The sequence below is a fragment of the Sphingopyxis witflariensis genome, assembly GCF_002205635.1.
In the GTDB taxonomy this organism is placed as follows: domain Bacteria; phylum Pseudomonadota; class Alphaproteobacteria; order Sphingomonadales; family Sphingomonadaceae; genus Sphingopyxis; species Sphingopyxis witflariensis.
This window is the reverse complement of the sequence record NZ_NISJ01000003.1, coordinates 113465-131422: the sequence shown is the minus strand read 5'-3', so window position 1 is coordinate 131422 and position 17958 is coordinate 113465. Positions and strand designations below refer to the sequence as shown.

Below are 17958 nucleotides of genomic sequence, written 5' to 3'. Positions count from 1 at the left end.
AAGTGACGGATTTATCGCGATTCGTTTCGGCTGCAAATTTCTCGAGTCCGGTTTGTTCAAATAAGCATCTGAAATATAACGAAAAAAAAGTGCCTCGACGATTTTTCAAGGGGTGGGTTGAGTCAAGAATTATATTTCAGAATTTTTACAGGGCCTGCCCTTGATCGACTCTCTCAACCCTGACTAGACAGTTGTGTCGTCGGCCTTCGCCGGTGGCCGCCACAATGACATGATTCGCAATTTATCGGGCTTCGGCGCGAGACAATATGCTTGCGCCTGCCGCAAGCGACGAATCGGCGCGTGGTCGGCCCAGCGAAGCCCGGCAGGGGACATCAAGGGGCGGCACAGGGTGATACGGAGCAACGACAGGCATGGCACAGACACGCAGGATCGAGCGATGAGCGGCGACGCCGCCACGCTCTGGCTGCGCGTCGCCGAGGGGCTGCGCCGTGATCTGGGTGCGCGCACCTTCGATCATTGGCTCAAGCCCGTGCGCTTTGCCGATTATTGCGCGATGTCGGGTGTGGTGACGCTCGAGACCGCCAGCCGTTTCTCGGCCAATTGGGTCAATGAACGCTTCGGCGACCGGCTCGAGCTCGCCTGGCGCCATCATCTGCCCGCAGTCCGCAGCGTGATGGTGCGCGGCGGTGCGGCGGCAAGCGATCGCGCTGCGGCTTTGGCATCGCCCGAATTGCCGGTGTTCGACACGCCGCCTGCGCCGGCGATCATGGTGCCATCGCCCTTCGACGCGCGATTGAGCTTCGACCGCTTCATCGTCGCGCGCAGCAATATCCTTGCCGCCAATGCCGCGCGCCGCATGGCGATGGCGGAAGCGCCGCAGTTCAACCCGCTCTATCTCTGCTCGGGCACCGGGCAGGGCAAGACGCACCTGCTCCACGCGATCGCACAGGATTATGCCGCGGTGCATCCGGGCGCGACCATCATCCTGATGTCGGCCGAGAAATTCATGCTCGAATTCGTCGGCGCGATGCGTGGCGGCGATATGATGGCGTTCAAGGCGCGGCTGCGGGCCGCCGACCTGCTGCTGCTCGACGATCTGCAGTTTGTGATCGGCAAAAATTCGACGCAGGAAGAATTGCTCCACACGATCGACGATCTGATGACCGCGGGCAAACGCCTCGTCGTCACCGCCGATCGCCCGCCGGCGATGCTCGACGGGGTCGAGGCGCGGCTGTTGTCGCGCCTGTCAGGCGGGCTCGTCGCCGATATCGAGGCGCCTGAGGATGATTTGCGCGAACGCATTATCCGCCAGCGGCTCGCGGCGATGCCGATGCTCGATGTGCCCGACAATGTCGTCGCCTATCTGGTCAAGCATTTCACCCGCAACATCCGCGAGCTCGAAGGCGCGCTCAACAAGCTGCTTGCCTATGCTGCGCTCACCGGGACGACGGTCGACCTCGCGCTCGCCGAAGACCGGCTCGCCGAGAATGTGCGCAGCGCGCGCCCGCGGATCACGATTGACGAGATTCAGCGTGCGGTGTGCGCCCATTACCGGCTCGACAAGTCGGAGATGGCGTCGAAGCGCCGCGTCCGCGCGATCGCCCGCCCGCGTCAGGTCGCCATGTATCTGGCGAAAGAGCTGACGCCGCGTTCCTATCCCGAAATCGGCCGCCGCTTCGGCGGGCGCGATCATAGCACGGTGATCCACGCGGTCCGCACAGTCGAGGCGCTGCGGGTCAACGATGGCGAACTCGATGCCGAAATTGCGGCGATCCGGCGCAGCCTCAACGGCTGATCGCCCGCGAACAAAATATAACAAAAAGGGCCCGCCTTCGATGTGAAGGCGGGCCCTTTTTGTTGCTTCTGACGGCCGCGCTTACTTGGGCGGCGGCGCCACGGTGATCTGCACCTTCTCGCCCGAATTGCCGGGGAAGTCGGTGAACATCGCCTCGATCAGATTGGGGATGATCAGGGTCAGATTGTTATCGCGTGACTGTGCCTCGGCGCGGCCTTCGAACAGGCGCATGCCGTCCGATGCGCGGTTGATCGTCAGCTGGAGCCCGCTGGTATAGACGGTATAGCTTTCAACGTCGTTATAGCCGGGACCGAAGCCGCCCCACATGAAGGGGTCGCGCCAGCCATAGATATAGCGGCGGCCATTGGGGCCGCGCACGACGACGGGGCGATAGCCGGGGCCATAGAAGCCGCCGCCATACCAGGGGTCATTGAAACCGGTGCTGCGCACCCGCTCACGGCCCTTGTCGATGCCATAGTTCATCCGCACGAGCAGTTCGGGCTTTTCGCCCGGCGCCGCGGCGCGATAGCCAAAGCGGGTCAGCTCGCCGGCGACGAGATTGGCATATTGGCCGAATTCGATCCCGCCATCGAGGCTCGGATCGCCGGCTTCGACGACGAAGGTCTGACCCTGCGGCGCGGGCAGCTGCGACTGGAAGCGTGCGACATCGGCGCGGAAGGGGGTGGCGCAGCCAGCGAGCGCCAGCGCGGCGCCTGTCAGGACGGCCAGACCCAGTCGCCGAAAGTTCATCTTGCTCATCATTTTGCTCCGTTTCTCGGTGCGTGCATAAGTACCGCTTTATACCATGACTATGCCGATGCGACTTAACCTTGGTTGAACCCGCTTCGTCGCAACTTTGTTCCGGGCTGGTTCATGGTCGTTGTCGCAGTTTCAACGACATAGACCAAGAACATCATAAGTGGCATCGAGCGTCGGTTTTGCAAGGGTTCGCGCCTTTTCTGCGCCCTTGTCCAGGATGGCATCGAGCGCCGCGCGATCATCCTTCAGCGCGACGAAGCGCGCATTGATCGGCCCCAGCTTCTCGACCAGCAGTTCGCCGAGCGCGGGTTTGAAGGCGCCGAAACCCTGTCCGGCATAGTCGCGCAGCACGTCGGCCGCCGAAACATCGGCCAATGTCGCGTAAATGCCGACGAGGTTGCGCGCTTCGGGACGTCCCTCAAGCCCTGCGGGCTCAGACGGCAATGGTTCGGCGTCGGTCTTCGCCTTCTTGACCTTCTGCATCATCGTGTCGGCGTCGTCGGTCAGGTTGATCCGGCTCATGTCCGACGGGTCCGACTTCGACATTTTCGATCCGCCGTCGCGCAGGCTCATGATCCGCGCGGCGCTCGACGGGATGATCGGGTCGGGCAGGGTGAAGACCGGCGCGTCGGGGGTGGCATAGTCATTGTTGAACTTTTGCGCGACGTCGCGCGCGAGTTCGAGATGCTGTTTCTGATCCTCGCCGACGGGGACGTGCGTGGCCTGATAGAGCAGCACGTCGGCCGCCTGCAGCACCGGATAGGTGTAGAGCGCCGCCGAAGCACCCTCGCGATTCTTGCCCGACTTGTCCTTGAATTGGGTCATCCGGTTGAGCCAGCCGATCCGCGCGGTGCCGTTGAGCAGCCATTGCAGCTCGGCGTGCGCCGGGACGCGCGCCTGGTTGAACAGGGTCGAGCGGTCGGGGTCGATCCCGCAGGCGACGAGCGCGGCAGTCATCGCACGCGTGTTGGCGGACAGCTCGGCGGGGACGTGCGGCATCGAAAGTGCGTGGAGATCGGCGAGGAAGAACAGGCAATCGCCGCCCGCCTTTTCGGCATCGTCCTGCATCCGCACCCAGTTGCGGATCGCGCCCAGATAATTGCCAAGGTGCAAATGTCCGGTGGGCTGGATGCCCGATACGATCCGCATGATATTCTCCTGTTTGACTTAGGGCGCGGCCTTTTTGGCGCGTCGCCGCGTGAGCATGGCGACCAGATCCTTGTCAAGCGCGCCGACAAGGAAGGCGGCGGCGAAAAACACCGCGCCGCCCGCTACGACCAGCGCGGCCAGCGACCAGATGCGATCGATGACGCCGCCGCCATAATAGGGGGCGAGCATTGGCATCATCCACCAGAGCAGCGCCGACATCGCCGCGACCGCGACGATCTGGCGCGCGACCTTGCCCGCGAGTTTCGCGGTGAAATGGAACCAGCCGCGGCGGTGGAGGACGGCGTAAAGCAACAGGCAGTTGATGCTCGCCGACACCGCCGTCGCTCCCGCCAGTCCGACGATGCCGTAACGCTCGACGACATAAAGGTTGATCGCGATATTAATGATCAGCGATGCGAGTGCGGTCCACACCGGGGTCCGCATATCCTCGCGCGCGAAAAAGCCGGGGTTCAAAATCTTGACGATGACATAGGCAGGAAGCCCCGCGACCAGCGCGACGACGATATTCGCCATGATCGCGCCATCGGCGAGCGTGAATTTGCCGCCGACGAAAAAGGCGGTGACGAAGGCGGGCGCGCAGATCGCGAGCGCGGCGGCGGCGGGCAGCGTCAGCAATGTCGCCATCTCGAACGCATTGGTCTGTAACCGCTGCGCCTCGGCATTGTCGCCGCTGTGAATATGGCGTGCCAGCATCGGCAGGATCGCAGTGCCGAGCGCGATGCCGACGATGCCCAGCGGCATCTGGTTGAGCCGGTCGGCAAGCTTGAGCAGGGTCAACGATCCCTGTGGCAGCGAGGTCGCGAAGAAGGTGTCGACGAACTGGCTGATCTGGTAAATTCCGGCGCCAAAGGTTGCGGGCAGGATCAGCATGCCGAGTTTCTTCACCTGGGGGGTGAATTTGGGTAGCCGCATATGGAGCTTCAGCCCGGCGCGGCGCACCGACCACCAAAGATAGGCAAGCTGTGCGACCCCGGCGAGGCTCACCGAAATGGCGAGCGCGACCGCGACGATGCGGTCATCGCCGCTGTCGCCGCGCAGCCACCAGCCCGCGGTGATCCCGCTGATCAGCACGATGTTGAGCAAGACCGGGGCAAGCGCGCCGGGAGCGAAGCGCGAGCGGGCGTTGAGCAGCCCCGACAGCATCGCAACCAGGCTGATCAGCGCCAGATAGGGAAAGGTCATGCGGCTGAGGAACACCGCAAGCTCGAACTTGCCGGGCACGGCCTGAAAATCGCGCGCGAGCAGCCAGACGATGCCCGGCATCGCGATCATCGCGACCGCGGAAAAGACCAGCAGCACCCACAGGAAGACGGCGAGCACATCGTCGGCGAATTTCGCCGCCGCCGCTTCGCCGCCGCCCTCGGCTTCGGAACCGTGCAGCGCGCGGCTGTACATCGGCACGAAGGCGACCGAAAAGGCGCCTTCGGCGAACAGCCGGCGAAAGGTGTTCGGCAGGGTGAAGGCGAGCTGGAAGGCGTCGGCCGCAAGCCCGGCGCCGAGCACGCGTGCGAGCAGCATGTCGCGGGCAAAGCCGAAAATGCGGCTGATCAGCGTCAGTCCGCCGATCGTCCCGACATTTTTGACAAGGCTGCTCATCGCACGCGCCCCGCCAGCTCAGCCAAAATCAGGCTTCGCCGACCGGATTTGCCATTTCGGCCTGGCCTTCGGCCTGCGCCTGGACCTGCTGCGCAAAGAGGCCGTGGAAATCGATCGGTTCGAGCAGCAGCGGCGGGAAGCCGCCGTCGCGCACGGCATCGGCGACAACGCGGCGGGCGAAGGGGAACAGAATGCGCGGTGCTTCGGCGAGGAAGAAGGGCTGAAGCTGGTCGTCGGGGACGTTGCGGACGCCGAACAGGCCGGCATATTGCAGCTCGATGACGAAGGCGGTGCCTTCGTCGGCCTTCGACGTCACGTCGATCTTCAGCGTCACTTCAAACAGGCCTTCGCCCACGCCTTCGGCGGCAATGTTGAACTGGACGTCCAGCTGCGGGGCCGACTGCCACTGGAATGCGGCGGGCGCGCTCGGATTCTCGAACGACAAATCCTTCACATATTGCGAGATCAGGCCGATCGCCGGGCTCGTGTCTTCGCCGTTCGCCTGCGGGGCCGGGTTGATGTCGGTGCTGGTCTCGTCAGCCATGATGTCGCGCTTTCGTTGGTATGAAAAAATATCCGTACCACAGGCCGTGCAAGGCCTGCGATGGACGGTTGCGGCGGCGTTAGCAGCGCGACGCGGCCAGCACAATGGGGGCGGTAATGCCCTGTCGGCGCGGTGAATCGTTGACCTGCCGCCATGCTCCGGCCAAGGGAGATTTGAAACATGGCGGCGGATCGCCTATGTAGAGATCAAGACTTTTCCACATGTCTGCATTGGACTTTTGCCTGTGACCGCTTTTTCGATCGTCTTGCTCGCCATGATTGCCGCGTTTCTCGGCATGCGGCTCTATTCGGTCCTCGGGAAACGGACCGGGCATGAACAGGAGCCCGTGCTGCCGCGTCGCGACGAGCGTGCGGCGCCGGCCCCGGTGCGGCTCGACGACAGCGACGGGCAGGCAGTTCCTGCGGTAGAGCCTTCGGGCCTGGTCTATGAGCCCGCTGCCGAAGCTGGGCTGCGCCAGTTGCTTGCGACCGATCGCAATTTCGATGCCGGGCGCTTCATGGAGGGCGCCGAGGCGGCCTATCGCATGATTCTCGAGGCATTTTGGGCGGGCGACCGCGATGTGCTGCGCGACCTGTGCGACGACGACAGCTATGAAGCCTTTGTCGAGGCGATCGAAGCACGCGAGGCGCGGGGCGAGCGGCTTGAAAACCGCCTGATGAGCGTCGATTCGGCGAAGATCACCGGGGTTGAAGTGGGGCGCACCGAAGCGCGAATCACCGTCCAGTATCGCGCCGACATCAGCGCGGTGACCCGTGACGCTGAAGGCAAGATGATCGCGGGCTCGATGAGCGATGCATCGCAGACTGACGATCGGTGGACCTTCCGCCGTAAGGTTGGCAGCAACGATCCCAATTGGCTGCTCGACGAAACCGAAGCAGCCTGATTCTTATGCCGGCGATGATGATGGCCCGCGCGCCGCGTGCGCTCGGGTTCGCTCTTCTTGTCGCCCTGCCGCTGCTTTCGGGCTGCTCTATGGCCGATCCCGGCCCTATCGCCGGCACGCCGCCGCCGCTTGCCGCGACAAAGCCCGCGCCGACCGGCACTCCGCGCCCCTATCATCCGCGCCCATCCGAAACCGGGGCGGTCGCCGCGACCCCAATCCCCGCCACCCCCAATCCGCCGCTCGCCGTACCGCCGGTTCCGGCCGACGCCACCACTGCAGCAACTGCCGGGGTCATTGCCGGGCCTGATGTCGCTTCGCTCGGCGTGTCGCCAGAGCGCGCGAGCGCTGCGCTCGCCGCCTTCCGCATCAGCTGCCCCTCGGTCCAGCGCCGTGCCGATAGCAGCGGGCTGACGCAAAATGCCGACTGGACCGAAAGCTGCGCTGCCGCCGAAAACTGGGCCGACGGTGATGCCGTCGCCTTCTTCACCCGCTATTTCGGCACGGTGCAGGTCGGTGGTGGCACCGCCTTCGTCACCGGCTATTATGAGCCTGAAATTGCAGGATCGCGGACCAGACAGGCGGGCTATGACATTCCCGTCTATCGCCGCCCCGCCGATTTGATCGACGCCGATCTCGGCCAATTTTCCGACGATCTCAAAGGCCGCAAGATTCGCGGCCGCGTCGATGGCAGCAATTTCGTGCGCTATTACGACCGCACCGCGATCGAAAGCGGCGTCCTCGACGGGCGCGGGCTCGAAATCGCTTATGCCGCCGACGCCGCCGAATTTTTCTTCCTGCAAATCCAGGGCTCGGGGCGCCTGCGGTTGCCCGACGGTCAGATCATGCGCATCGGCTATGATACGCAGAATGGCCGCGGCTATGTCGGCATCGGCAAGCTGCTGCTCGATCGCGGCGAACTCAAGCCCGGACAGGCGTCGATGCAGGGCATCCTCGACTATCTGCGCGCCGATCCCGTGCGCGGCGCGGCGGTGATGAACGAAAATCCCAGCTGGGTCTTCTTTCGCGAACTCACCGGTCCCGGTCCGCTCGGTGCGCTCGGCGTTCCGGTAACGGGCCGCGTCAGCGTCGCCGCCGATCCCAAATATGTGCCGCTGGGCGTCCCGATCTTCCTTTCGCTCGATCGTGCGGAGCCCAACGGCCTGTGGATCGCGCAGGACACCGGCGGCGCGATCAAGGGCGCCAACCGCTTCGACAGCTTCTGGGGTGCGGGCGACGATGCGCGCGCGATCGCCGGCGGCATGGCGGGGCGCGGTTCGGCGCTGCTCCTGCTGCCGCGCGCCAGCATCGCGCGGCTGTTCCCGGCGCCCTGACACGCCATGCCGCGGCGTCTCGATCCACAGGAAAGCGCGCTCTGGAAAAAGGTCGCGGCGACGGTCAAGCCGCTGCGCAAGCCCGCATCGCCGCTCGCGCCCGTCGCGCCGCCGACGGTCGCCGTGCCCAAGCCGACGCCGCGTAGCATCGCCAAACCTGCCGCCACGTCGCTGCCGCCGATCAAATTGCCGCCGCCGCGCCGCACCCATCAGGCGGCGACGCTCGATGGGCATTGGGACCGGCGGCTGCGCAAGGGGCTTGTTCGCCCCGACATGAGCATCGACCTTCATGGCCACAGCCTTGCTTCGGCGCAGTCGCTGCTCGATGACAGTATTGGCCGGGCGCTCATTCGTGGCGCGCGCGTGGTGTTGGTGGTGGCGGGACGGCTACGCCCCGGCGCCGATCGCTTGCCGCTGATGCACGGCGATCCGCGTCCGCGTGGCGCGATTCGCGCCTCGCTCCCCGACTGGCTCGCCTTCTCGCCCTACGCCGACCAGATCGTCGCGCTCCGCCCCGCGCATGTCAGCCACGGCGGCGCGGGGGCGGTCTATGTCATCCTGCGCCGTGCGCGAGAGGATTAGGCGAAGGCGCGCACCAGTATCCCGCGATAAATGGCGGCCAGTGTGTGCAGATCGGCAACCGTAACCGCCTCGTCGAGCTTGTGCATCGTGGCATTGGTCAGCCCGAATTCGACCACCGGGCACAGCGCGTGCAGGAAGCGCGCGTCCGACGTCCCGCCGGTCGTCGACATATCGGGGGCGATATCGGTTTCGGCTTGGATCGCCTCGGCGACCAGTTCGGACAAATCGCCCGGCGGGGTGAGGAAGGCTTCGCCCGAAATCTTGCCCAATATCTTGGCATTGGGTTCGATATCATGCGCGATGCGCTCGATCATCGCCACCAGATCGGCGCCCTTGTGGGCATCGTTGAAACGGATCGACAGCCGTGCGCGCGCCGAGGCGGGGATGACATTGGTCGCGCCATTGCCGACCTCGATATCGGTGAATTCGATGTTCGACGGCTGGAACCAGTCATTGCCCTCGTCGAGCACGACCGCATCGATCGCCGCCAGTATCTTGACCAGTTTCGGGATCGGATTGTCGGCGAGGTGGGGATAGGCGACATGCCCCTGCGTCCCCGGAACGTCGATCCAGATATTGACCGACCCGCGCCGTCCGATCTTCACCATATCGCCGAGCCTGTTCACCGAGGTTGGCTCGCCGACGACGATCATGTCGGGGCGGATCCCGCGGGCATCCATATGCTCCATCAGCGCGCGGGTGCCGAAGATCGCGGGGCCTTCCTCGTCGCCGGTGATGATCAGGCTGATCGTTCCGGCCTCGGCGGGCGTTTCCGCGGCGGCGGCGACAAAGGCCGCGATCGAACCCTTCATATCGACCGCGCCGCGGCCATAGAGCAGGTCGCCGCGAATCTCGGGCGCAAACGCATCGCCGGTCCAGCCGACACCCGGCGGCACGACGTCGAGATGCCCGGCAAAGCCGAAATGCTTCGGTCCCTTGCCCTTGCGCACCGCGAGGAGATTCTCGACCGGCCCGTCGGGCTCGATCCCGTCGATGAAGCGCTCGACGGTGAAGCCGAGCGGGGTTAGCGCGGCCTCCAGCACATCGAAAACCGCGCCGGTGGCGGGGGTGATGCTGGGCGCGGCGATCAGCGCCTGGGCGAGGGTGACGGGATTAATGCTCATCGCCGCCCTTTACCCGTTCGTGTCGAGCGAAGTCGAGACACCAATCGCCCTTGCGTGAGGTCGATGGGCATCTCGACTTCGCTCGATGCAAACGGCAAAAGGGGGCAGGAGGTGCCTCATGCCCAAGCTCGACCTCGACACGATTCCGCAAACCAACAGCACCGGCTACCCCGCGCCCTATGACGCACCGGTCCAGGGCCGATGGTATCGTCGTCTCGCGCCAGCCACCGGGCTCTCGGATTTCGCCGCCAGCCATGTGGTGCTCAAGCCCGGCGCCTGGTCGTCGCAGCGCCACTGGCACGATGGCGAGGATGAGATGCTGGTGATGATTTCGGGCGAGGCGGTGCTGGTCGAGGATGACGGACGCTGGCCGATGGTCGCGGGCGATATTGCGGTATGGCCGAAGGGCAGCATCAACGGCCATCATCTGATCAACGAATCGGACGCCGATTGCATCTTCGTCGCGCTGGGCGGCGGCAAGCAATATGATACCGGCGGCGGCTATTCGGACATCGACATGATGTTCACGCCCGATGGCTATTTCCACAAGGACGGCAGGCCTTACCCGACGAAGCGGATCGCGTGAAAATGAAAATCCTCCCTGCGGCGTAGCCGTGGGGAGGTGGCAGCGCGGAGCGCTGACGGAGGGGCCATGGCGCCGGCCCCTCCACCATCCGCTCCGCGGACGGTCCCCCTCCCCATCGCTTCGCGACAGGGAGGATTTGGAGGCTCACTCCTCGATCGGCCCCTCGAACTTCTCGATCACCCAATCCTCGGCCTGTGCGCCGCCGATCCATTCCTGCATATGCGGATGGCTGATCACCGCCTGGCAATAGGGCAGGGCAAAGCGCGGCAGCGGGATCGAATAAGTGATGAAGCGGGTGACGACGGGCGCGAACATCATGTCGGCGGCCGACCAGTCGCCGAACAGATAATCGCCTTCGCCGCCGAAACGCGCGCGCGCCTCGGCCCAGATTTGCAGGACGCGAATCACATCGGCCTGCACTTCGGGGAGCAGCTCGGCGGGCGGATAGATGCGGCGGATGTTCATGCTGTGGTTGCGGCGCAGCGCGGCGAAGCTCGAATGCATTTCGGCGGCCATCGACCGCGCCATCGCGCGCGCCGCCAGCCCCTCGGGCCAATAGCCCCGCGTGCTTTCGGTCTTTTCGTTGAGATAGTCGATGATCGCGAGGCTGTCCCAGACGACAATATCCTCGCCGTCCCACAGGATCGGCACCTTTCCGCCCGAGGGCGCGAACTCATCGCCTTCGCGCCGGTTCGACCAGTCCTCGTCATAGAGCGGGACGGTGATTTCCTCGAAGGGAAGGCCGCTATGCTTGGCGGCGAGCCAGCCGCGGAGGCTCCAGCTGGAGTATGCCTTGTTGCCGAGGAAGAGTTTCATAGGGTCTCCAAGTCCCCCTCCCGCTTGCGGGAGGGGCTAGGGGAGGGCCTGTTTCGGCCCGGTGTTCCCATGACATGCCCTCCCCCGACCCCTCCCGCAAGCGGGAGGGGGGAAGAAATCAGATCTCCACCGCTTCCAGCACCGCAGTGCGCAGTTCGGCGATGCCGAGACCCTTTTCGCTGCTCGTCACGATCACCTCGGGGTGCGCGGCGGCATGTTTGCGGGCTTCGGCTTCGGTCGCGGCGTGGACGGCGGCGAGTTCGCTCGCCTTGATCTTGTCGGCCTTGGTCAGGACGATGCGATAGCTCACCGCCGCGACGTCGAGCATTTCGAGAAATTCGCGGTCGACGTCCTTCATCCCGTGGCGGCTATCGATCAGAACCAGCGTGCGCTTGAGCACCGCGCGCCCGCGCAAATAGTCATTGATCAGATAGCGCCATTTCTTGACGACATCCTTTGGCGCCTTGGCAAAGCCATAGCCGGGCATGTCGACAAGCCGGAAAATCAGCGGTTCGCCGACGTCGAAATAGTTGAGCTCCTGCGTCCGCCCCGGCGTGACCGAGGTGCGCGCGAGGCTGTTGCGGTTGGTCAGCGCGTTGAGCAGCGACGACTTCCCCACATTCGAGCGTCCGGCAAATGCGATCTCGGGCATGCTCGGCGCCGGAAGATATTCCAGCGTCGGCGCCGATTTCAGGAAGGCGATCGGCCCTGAAAACAGCTTGCGCGCCCGCTCCGCCCGTTCGGGGTCGGCGCCGGGTTCGATGTCCGTGTCGATGTCACTCATTTCGTTGCCGCCGCCTTGAGGGCCGGGAACTGGCGGTACATCCACTGCTGCTGGCCGATCGACAGGATATTGTTGGTGATCCAGTAGAGCAGCAGGCCGGCCGCGAACGGCGCCATGACGAACATGAATATCCACGGCATGATCTTGAACACCTGCGCCTGCACCGGGTCGGTCGGGGCGGGGTTCAGGCGGAACTGCAGATACATGGTCACGCCCAGGATCACCGCCATCACGCCGATGCTGAGCAGCGACGGCGGCGTGAAGGGCAGCAGGCCGAACAGGTTGAGGATCATCGCCGGATCCTGCGCCGACAGATCCTTGATCCACCCGACGAAGGGCTGGTGGCGCATTTCGATCGTCAGCATCAGCACCTTGTACAGCGCATAGAAGATCGGAATCTGGATCACGATCGGCAGGCAGCCGGCCAGCGGATTGATCTTTTCATCCTTATAGAGCTTCATCAGCTCCTGCTGCATCTTCGGCTTGTCGTCCTTGTAGCGGTCCTGCAGCAGCTTCATCTTCGGCTGGACGACGCGCATCTGCGCCATCGAACGGAACTGGCGCTGCGCGATCGGGAACATCAGCAGGCGGATCACCAGGGTCAGCGCCATGATCGCAAAGCCGAAATTGCCGAGCTGCTTGAACAGCCAGTCGAGCAATTTGAAGATCGGCACCGCGAAAAATTCGAACCAGCCCCAATCGATGGCGTTCGACAGGCGGGTGATGCCCTGATCGTCCTGATACATCGACAGGGTGCTGACTTCCTTGGCACCGGCGAAGATGCGGCTGGTCGTCGTCAGCTGCTTGCCCGGTGCGACCTCTGCCAGATCGCGCGCGAAGGCGGCGCGATAGCTGTCGCCGGGAAGCGCGTTGAACGCCGCCGACACTTTTTCGCCCTTGGCGGGGACCACTGCGGCGAGCCAATATTTGTCGGTAAAGCCAAGCCATCCGGCCGCGCCATAGGACATGGTCTTGGCCGGAGCTTCGACGAGCTCGTCATAATTGGTGAAATTGGATTTGCCGTCGAGATAGCCGGTCGGGCCGACGTGGATCGTCCAGCTGTCCTGCTCGTGCGGGTCGGTCGGCGTGCCGGTGCGGTCGATATAGGTGCCGCTGCGAACCGCGACCGGCGCGGCGCCGTTGTTGGCGATCGTCTGCTTCGCGGTGATCAGATAATCTTTGTCGATGCTATATTCGATGCGAAAGCTCTGGCCGGTGGTGTTGGCCCAGCTCAGCGTCACCGGCGTCGCCGGGGTCAGCCTGGTGCCCGTCGCGGTCCAGACGGTGCTGGCGTCGGGAACGGCAAAGCCCTGCGCCGACCAGCCGAGGGTCGCGAAATAGGCGCCCTTCGTCCCCGCGGGGGAGAAGAGGCGGACCGGCGGCGAATCCTTTTTGATCGTCTGGCGATATTTGGTCAGCGTGATGTCGTCGACGCGTGCGCCGACGAGGTTGATCGACCCCTCGAGCTTGGGGGTTTCGATCGCGATGCGCTGGCCTGCGGCGAGTACCGCCTCGACCGGGCGGATCACCTGCGACGCGGGAGCGCCGGGCGTTCCCGGTGCCGGCAGCGCGCCGGGCAGCGCCGGGTTGGCGGCGGTTTCCGCGCCGCTCGTCCCCGCAACGGTTGTCGTCACATCGGGCTTGGCGGGGGTCGGAAAGAATTTCTCGGAGACGAAGTTCCAGCCGAGGAGGATGGCCACCGATAACAGGATGGCCGCGATCAGGTTACGTTTGTCGTCCACGCTCTTCTGTCTCTCTTCGTCTCAATGTCGGGGGTGATGCTGCGAGTCTGAAAACTCTATGGCACCGGGTCGTGGCCGTGGCCGCCCCAAGGATGGCAGCGCAATAGCCGCTTTGTCGCAATCCAGCCACCCTTGATCGCGCCGTAGCGCTGGAGGGCGGTGATCGCATAGGCGCTGCACGAGGGTGTATAGCGGCAGCTGGGTGGAAGGATGCGCGACGGGCCGATTTGCCAGCCGCGCGCGACCAGAATCATCAGCTTCGCGATCATGAAGAAAGCCCGGAAAACTGCGCAACTTCACTCGGGAATCGCTTTGGAGAGGCGATCATGATGGCGCAGACGATTTTTGGGCCAGCTTCTTCGCCGCGCGCTTCAGCGCCGAATCGAGATGTTCGCTGAGGTCAGCAAAGAGGATGTCGTTGCCGCCGGGGCGGCCGATCAGGACCAGGTCGGCGCCCGACAGTCCCGAAGCAGGCATTGCCGCACGCGCCAGTTCGCGAAACCGGCGCTTCATCCGGTTGCGGGTGACCGCGTTGCCGACTTTTTTGCTGACGGTATAGCCAACGCCCAGCGTTTCGTCGCTGTCGCCGCGTGGGCGGACAAGCAGGACGAAGCCGGGCATGGGATAGCGAAGGCCGCGATTCGCGGCCAGAAATTCGCTACGTTTGCTGAGGGTGCGCAGCGACATCGCCTGCGCACGCAATAGTGTCAGGCCGACAGCTTCTTGCGGCCCTGGGCGCGGCGGTTGGCCAGAATCTTGCGGCCGCCAACGGTGGCTTTGCGGGCGCGGAAACCGTGGCGACGGGCGCGTACGAGGTTGCTCGGTTGAAAGGTGCGCTTCATCGCGGTTATCCCTAAATCTCGTCAAAGGCTGTAACAGAAAAGGGCCGCCAAACGTGGGCGGCCACTGATTGAGGCGCGGATAAGCGAGAGTCGGGGCAAAGTCAATCGCCCCCGATCGCATTTGGCGATCAATCGCCATCGCTGGTTTCCGGCTTCGTCAGCCTGGCCTTCGCCCGCCGCCGCGCCGCGCTCGCGCGCTGCATCACGCGATCGGTCCAGTCGGCATAGCGCGGATGGCGCCATTTGAAACGCACATAGATACGCTTCGCCCACGCGCTGTTCTGAAGGCACAGCATCAATCCGACCGGAAACAGGATGATAAAGCCCGGACCGGGCAATATGCCGACAATCGGTGCGAGAATCATCAGCACCACACCAAGGATGAACAGCGTCAGGCGGACCTGCGCGGTCGACCGCAAACGTTGATAGAGGCCGAGCTTCGCCATGAGGGCCGATGTGGGGTGGGGAGGGTAGCGTTGCAACCACAACCCGTCGGGCTAATCCACCGCAACAAATCGCGCCATATCCTCGCGCGTCAGATAGCGCACCTCGTCGAACGGCGTGCTGTTGGTCAGCGCATAAAAGGCGCGCGCCTTGGCGTCCGGTATCCCCATTTCGCGATAATAGCTCAGATATTCGGCATGTACCGGGTCGCTCGCCGGATAGTCGTTCGCCTCGCGGCCGGTTTCGTCGGCCCAGCTATGGACGCCGAATTCGGCGTCGGGGGCGGCACTGCGCCGGGCCCCCGCGAGCCACAGTTCGACCGCGCCCGAGCGCACCGACCCGCCGCTCGGCACGACGGTTTCGATCCCCGCCCGCCGGATCGCGCGCGCGAGGATCAGGTTTGCGGCTTCGTCGAGGCTGCCGGGGCAGTCGAGCATTTCCAGCCGCTTGATCCCGGGGTGGGCGGCGAGCATCGCGGCGAACTGGCGCGGCGTCCGGCCATCGACATCGCCCGCCATGCGCGCGGTCTGGCCATTGATCACCGAAAAGGGGCCATAGCGGGCCTGGGCATGGCCAAGCGTCGCGAGCGTAGCGTGGGGCGCATAGCGGCGCGTTGCGGCCGGGGTCTCGTCGGCCAGCACTGCATCGGCCAGCGTTTCGTCATCGAGCAGCGCGGCATCCTCGTCGATCGCCCGCGCGTCGTCGCCCCTGTCTTCATAGGTCCAGCTGACGGTCGTAGTGACGATCACCATCTGCTGTGCATGCGCCGGCGCGAACGCCAGCACTGCCGCGAACAGCGCGACGATCAACGTGCGAACGAGGGCGACCGATACGATCATGATCCCGTCCTTGCGTGTGCGCGCCTACCAAGGCGTCAAGCGGCACGGTCAGCGGGATGTTAACTCTGTTGCAGGGAGGAGGTTCCCCGGCCGGGGCCGGGGAAGGGGCGGGCCACATTGTCTTCAGTCGCGGTCGGGGGCGCCGCCGGGGAAATAGCTGCGATACGGCCGTCCGCCATCGACCGCGCGTACGACCGACGGCCGGGCGAGCAGACGCGCGCGATAGGCGCGCAGATTTTCATAATGCGCCGGAATTTCATGCACCCAGTCGGCGTAGAAGAGCGACGGCGCCGCGGCGCAATCGGCCAGCGTAAAGCCCGCCGGGGTTGCCCAGCCATCGCCCGCCAGTTCCTTGTCGAGCCAGGCGTAAATCGTGTCGAGCCCGGCCTTCGCTTTTTCGACGATCATCGGCGCATGGCCTTCGGGGCCGCGGATGCGGTCGTTCACAATATCCTGCACCACCGCCATGACATGGAGGTCGAAGACGCGGTCCATCTGCCGCACCTTCAGCGCGGCATCGGCGTCCTCGGGGATCATTCGCGGTTCGGGCTGCACGCGGTCGAGATATTCGACGACGATCGACGTCTCGAACCATGTTTTGTCGCCATCGACGAGCAGCGGGAATTTGCCCGCCGGCCACAGCGCGTAGAGCTCTTTGGCATGCGCCGGAAATTCGGGGTCGACGTTGCGATATTCGAAATCGAGCCCCTTTTCATAAAGCGCGATCTGCGCCTTCCAGCTGTAGGACGAAAAGGGGTGGCCATAGAAAATCAGCATCAGCGCGCATCCTTGCGTTTGAACATCCAGCCGAGCGGCAGCCCGACGAAGAAAATATGGGGAAAGAGCGCGATCGCGCCCTTGATCATGTCGGTCGGGGGGAAGGGCGATCCAAAGCGCAGCGGCAGGACGAATGCGTTCATCACCAGATAGAGGATGAGACCATAGATGGTGCCGACGAGCCACCATGGCCATGCCACAGGCCAGCGGCCCCGCGTCGCGACAAAGGCCCATATCATCACGCCCATGATCGCGAAATGGGTCGCGAGCCCGGCGACGTCGCCGCCGAAGCCCCACGTCCGCGCACCGTCGCCGAACGGCCCGCTCGCGACCGCATGGAGCATGGACGAGACAGTGCCGCCCTGCGCCACGCTGACCGCCGCCGCATAGGCGATGTCGAGCGTGCCGCAGAGCAGCCAGGCGTCGAGGGCGGGATTACGCCGCGCCAACTTCTTCGCCCCGGATCGCGGCTTCGATCGTCGCAACGTCGATCTTCTTCATCGTCATCATCGCCTCGAACGCGCGCTTGGCGGCGGCCTTGTCGCCACCCGTCATCACTTCGGTCAGCGCGCGCGGGGTGATCTGCCACGAAATCCCCCATTTATCCTTGCACCAGCCGCACATGCTTTCCTGTCCGCCATTGCCGACGATCGCGTTCCAGTAGCGGTCGGTTTCTTCCTGATCCCTGGTGTCGATCTGGAAGGAAAAGGCCTCGCTATGTTTGAAGGTCGATCCGCCGTTGAGGCCGATGCACGGGAAACCGAGGACGGTGAACTCGACCGTGAGTACCGCGCCTTCGGGGCTGCTCGGATTGTCGGCGGGGGCGCGGTGCGCGGCGCCGACATGGCTGTCGGGGAAGGTCGCGGCATAGAAATTCGCGGCCTCTTCGGCGTCCTTGTCATACCAGAGGCAGAGGGTTGCTTTGGTCATCATCCTTCTCCTTTGAGGGGGGTGCCGATCGACCAGAGATGGCCGAAAGGGTCTTTGACCTGCGCATAGCGGTCGCCCCAGAACATATCCTCGGGACCCATCACCGCGGTGGCGCCGGCATCGACCGCGCGCTGGAACCAGGCGTCGGTGTCGTCGACCTTCAGATGCAGCGTCACCCCGTTGGGCTTGCCCGAGGGCTCGCTGACATATTCGGGAAATTCGTCGTGCATCATCAGCGAGGCGCCGTTGATGTGGAGGGTTGCGTGCATCAGCCGCACGCCGTCGTCGGCGGGCACCCGCACCTGTTCGACCGCGCCGAATGCCTTGATATAGAAATCGATCGCCTCGCTCGCGCGCTTGTCGGCAATTGCGATATGCGGGGTCAGGCCGCCGGTCGGGCCTTGATCGGGTTGTGCCATCGTCTCTCTCCTT

22 protein-coding genes are annotated in these 17958 nt (G+C 64.4%); 5 read left to right on the top strand and 17 right to left on the bottom strand.

Annotated elements, in window-relative coordinates; genetic code table 11:
* Positions 1-397: 397 nt before the first annotated feature.
* On the top strand, positions 398-1756 hold the full coding sequence (gene dnaA / locus CDQ91_RS07170) for a chromosomal replication initiator protein DnaA (protein ID WP_088472054.1): 1359 nt from the start codon (positions 398-400) through the stop codon (positions 1754-1756).
* Positions 1757-1837: 81 nt separating this feature from the next.
* Here dnaA and CDQ91_RS07165 read toward each other — a convergent pair whose 3' ends face one another.
* The 4 genes from CDQ91_RS07165 to secB all read right to left on the bottom strand — a co-directional run bounded on the left by CDQ91_RS07165 (position 1838) and on the right by secB (position 5825).
* Entirely contained in the window at positions 1838-2515 is a 678-nt protein-coding gene (locus CDQ91_RS07165) for a DUF4136 domain-containing protein (RefSeq protein ID WP_088472295.1), read from the bottom strand.
* Positions 2516-2647: 132 nt separating this feature from the next.
* Positions 2648-3664, bottom strand: coding sequence for a tryptophan--tRNA ligase (gene trpS / locus CDQ91_RS07160; RefSeq protein WP_088472053.1), 1017 nt, complete (start codon positions 3662-3664; stop codon positions 2648-2650).
* 18 nt (positions 3665-3682) lie between these two features.
* Positions 3683-5281: a murein biosynthesis integral membrane protein MurJ gene (gene murJ / locus CDQ91_RS07155; RefSeq protein ID WP_088472052.1), complete on the bottom strand. Its 1599-nt coding sequence runs from the start codon at positions 5279-5281 to the stop codon at positions 3683-3685.
* A 28-nt stretch (positions 5282-5309) separates the two neighbouring features.
* The gene (gene secB, locus CDQ91_RS07150; RefSeq protein ID WP_088472051.1) at positions 5310-5825 is read right to left on the bottom strand and encodes a protein-export chaperone SecB; all 516 of its coding nucleotides are present in this window, start codon (positions 5823-5825) and stop codon (positions 5310-5312) included.
* A 274-nt stretch (positions 5826-6099) separates the two neighbouring features.
* On the opposite strand from secB, the gene CDQ91_RS07145 reads away from it, so the two are divergent.
* Genes CDQ91_RS07145 through CDQ91_RS07135 form a run of 3 tightly spaced genes read left to right on the top strand, consistent with a single transcriptional unit; the run spans position 6100 to position 8642 of the window.
* A complete protein-coding gene (locus CDQ91_RS07145; protein ID WP_088472294.1) occupies positions 6100-6729 on the top strand; it encodes a Tim44/TimA family putative adaptor protein in 630 nt (209 codons plus the stop codon).
* A gap of 14 nt (positions 6730-6743) precedes the next feature.
* Positions 6744-8060: a murein transglycosylase A gene (mltA, locus tag CDQ91_RS07140; protein WP_419722552.1), complete on the top strand. Its 1317-nt coding sequence runs from the start codon at positions 6744-6746 to the stop codon at positions 8058-8060.
* 6 nt (positions 8061-8066) lie between these two features.
* Complete coding sequence (locus CDQ91_RS07135; protein WP_088472050.1) at positions 8067-8642, top strand: Smr/MutS family protein; 576 nt, start codon at positions 8067-8069, stop codon at positions 8640-8642.
* Here CDQ91_RS07135 and dapE read toward each other — a convergent pair.
* Positions 8639-9766 carry a succinyl-diaminopimelate desuccinylase gene (dapE, locus tag CDQ91_RS07130; protein ID WP_088472049.1) on the bottom strand — a complete coding sequence of 376 codons (1128 nt, stop codon included), beginning with the start codon at positions 9764-9766 and terminating at the stop codon, positions 8639-8641. The genes CDQ91_RS07135 and dapE overlap by 4 nt on opposite strands.
* A 118-nt stretch (positions 9767-9884) precedes the next feature.
* On the opposite strand from dapE, the gene CDQ91_RS07125 reads away from it, so the two are divergent.
* A complete protein-coding gene (locus CDQ91_RS07125; RefSeq protein WP_088472048.1) occupies positions 9885-10352 on the top strand; it encodes a cupin domain-containing protein in 468 nt (155 codons plus the stop codon).
* A gap of 144 nt (positions 10353-10496) precedes the next feature.
* On the opposite strand, the gene CDQ91_RS07120 is transcribed toward CDQ91_RS07125, so the two are convergent.
* From CDQ91_RS07120 to CDQ91_RS07065, 12 genes are all read right to left on the bottom strand, one after another.
* Positions 10497-11168, bottom strand: a complete 672-nt coding sequence (locus CDQ91_RS07120) for a glutathione S-transferase family protein (RefSeq protein ID WP_088472047.1) — start codon at positions 11166-11168, stop codon at positions 10497-10499.
* Between the two features lie 118 nt (positions 11169-11286).
* Positions 11287-11952, bottom strand: coding sequence for a ribosome biogenesis GTP-binding protein YihA/YsxC (yihA, locus tag CDQ91_RS07115; protein ID WP_088472046.1), 666 nt, complete (start codon positions 11950-11952; stop codon positions 11287-11289).
* A complete protein-coding gene (yidC, locus tag CDQ91_RS07110; protein WP_088472045.1) occupies positions 11949-13694 on the bottom strand; it encodes a membrane protein insertase YidC in 1746 nt (581 codons plus the stop codon). Before yidC ends, yihA begins: the two co-directional genes overlap by 4 nt.
* Positions 13695-13750: 56 nt before the next feature.
* A complete protein-coding gene (gene yidD / locus CDQ91_RS07105) occupies positions 13751-13963 on the bottom strand; it encodes a membrane protein insertion efficiency factor YidD (protein WP_088472044.1) in 213 nt (70 codons plus the stop codon).
* 55 nt (positions 13964-14018) lie between these two features.
* Positions 14019-14381: a ribonuclease P protein component gene (rnpA, locus tag CDQ91_RS07100; protein ID WP_088472292.1), complete on the bottom strand. Its 363-nt coding sequence runs from the start codon at positions 14379-14381 to the stop codon at positions 14019-14021.
* Positions 14382-14401: 20 nt separating this feature from the next.
* Complete coding sequence (gene rpmH, locus CDQ91_RS07095) at positions 14402-14536, bottom strand: 50S ribosomal protein L34 (protein ID WP_039570342.1); 135 nt, start codon at positions 14534-14536, stop codon at positions 14402-14404.
* A gap of 128 nt (positions 14537-14664) precedes the next feature.
* Positions 14665-14982: a hypothetical protein gene (locus CDQ91_RS07090; protein ID WP_088472043.1), complete on the bottom strand. Its 318-nt coding sequence runs from the start codon at positions 14980-14982 to the stop codon at positions 14665-14667.
* A 51-nt stretch (positions 14983-15033) separates the two neighbouring features.
* On the bottom strand, positions 15034-15819 hold the full coding sequence (locus CDQ91_RS07085) for an alpha/beta hydrolase (RefSeq protein ID WP_088472042.1): 786 nt from the start codon (positions 15817-15819) through the stop codon (positions 15034-15036).
* 123 nt (positions 15820-15942) lie between these two features.
* Positions 15943-16596 carry a glutathione S-transferase family protein gene (locus tag CDQ91_RS07080; protein WP_174688477.1) on the bottom strand — a complete coding sequence of 218 codons (654 nt, stop codon included), beginning with the start codon at positions 16594-16596 and terminating at the stop codon, positions 15943-15945.
* Complete coding sequence (locus CDQ91_RS07075; protein WP_088472041.1) at positions 16596-17045, bottom strand: hypothetical protein; 450 nt, start codon at positions 17043-17045, stop codon at positions 16596-16598. The genes CDQ91_RS07080 and CDQ91_RS07075 overlap by 1 nt, the downstream gene beginning before the upstream one ends.
* Positions 17032-17529, bottom strand: coding sequence for a VOC family protein (locus CDQ91_RS07070; protein WP_162290833.1), 498 nt, complete (start codon positions 17527-17529; stop codon positions 17032-17034). The genes CDQ91_RS07075 and CDQ91_RS07070 overlap by 14 nt, the downstream gene beginning before the upstream one ends.
* On the bottom strand, positions 17526-17945 hold the full coding sequence (locus CDQ91_RS07065; RefSeq protein ID WP_088472039.1) for a VOC family protein: 420 nt from the start codon (positions 17943-17945) through the stop codon (positions 17526-17528). The genes CDQ91_RS07070 and CDQ91_RS07065 overlap by 4 nt, the downstream gene beginning before the upstream one ends.
* Positions 17946-17958: the final 13 nt, after the last annotated feature.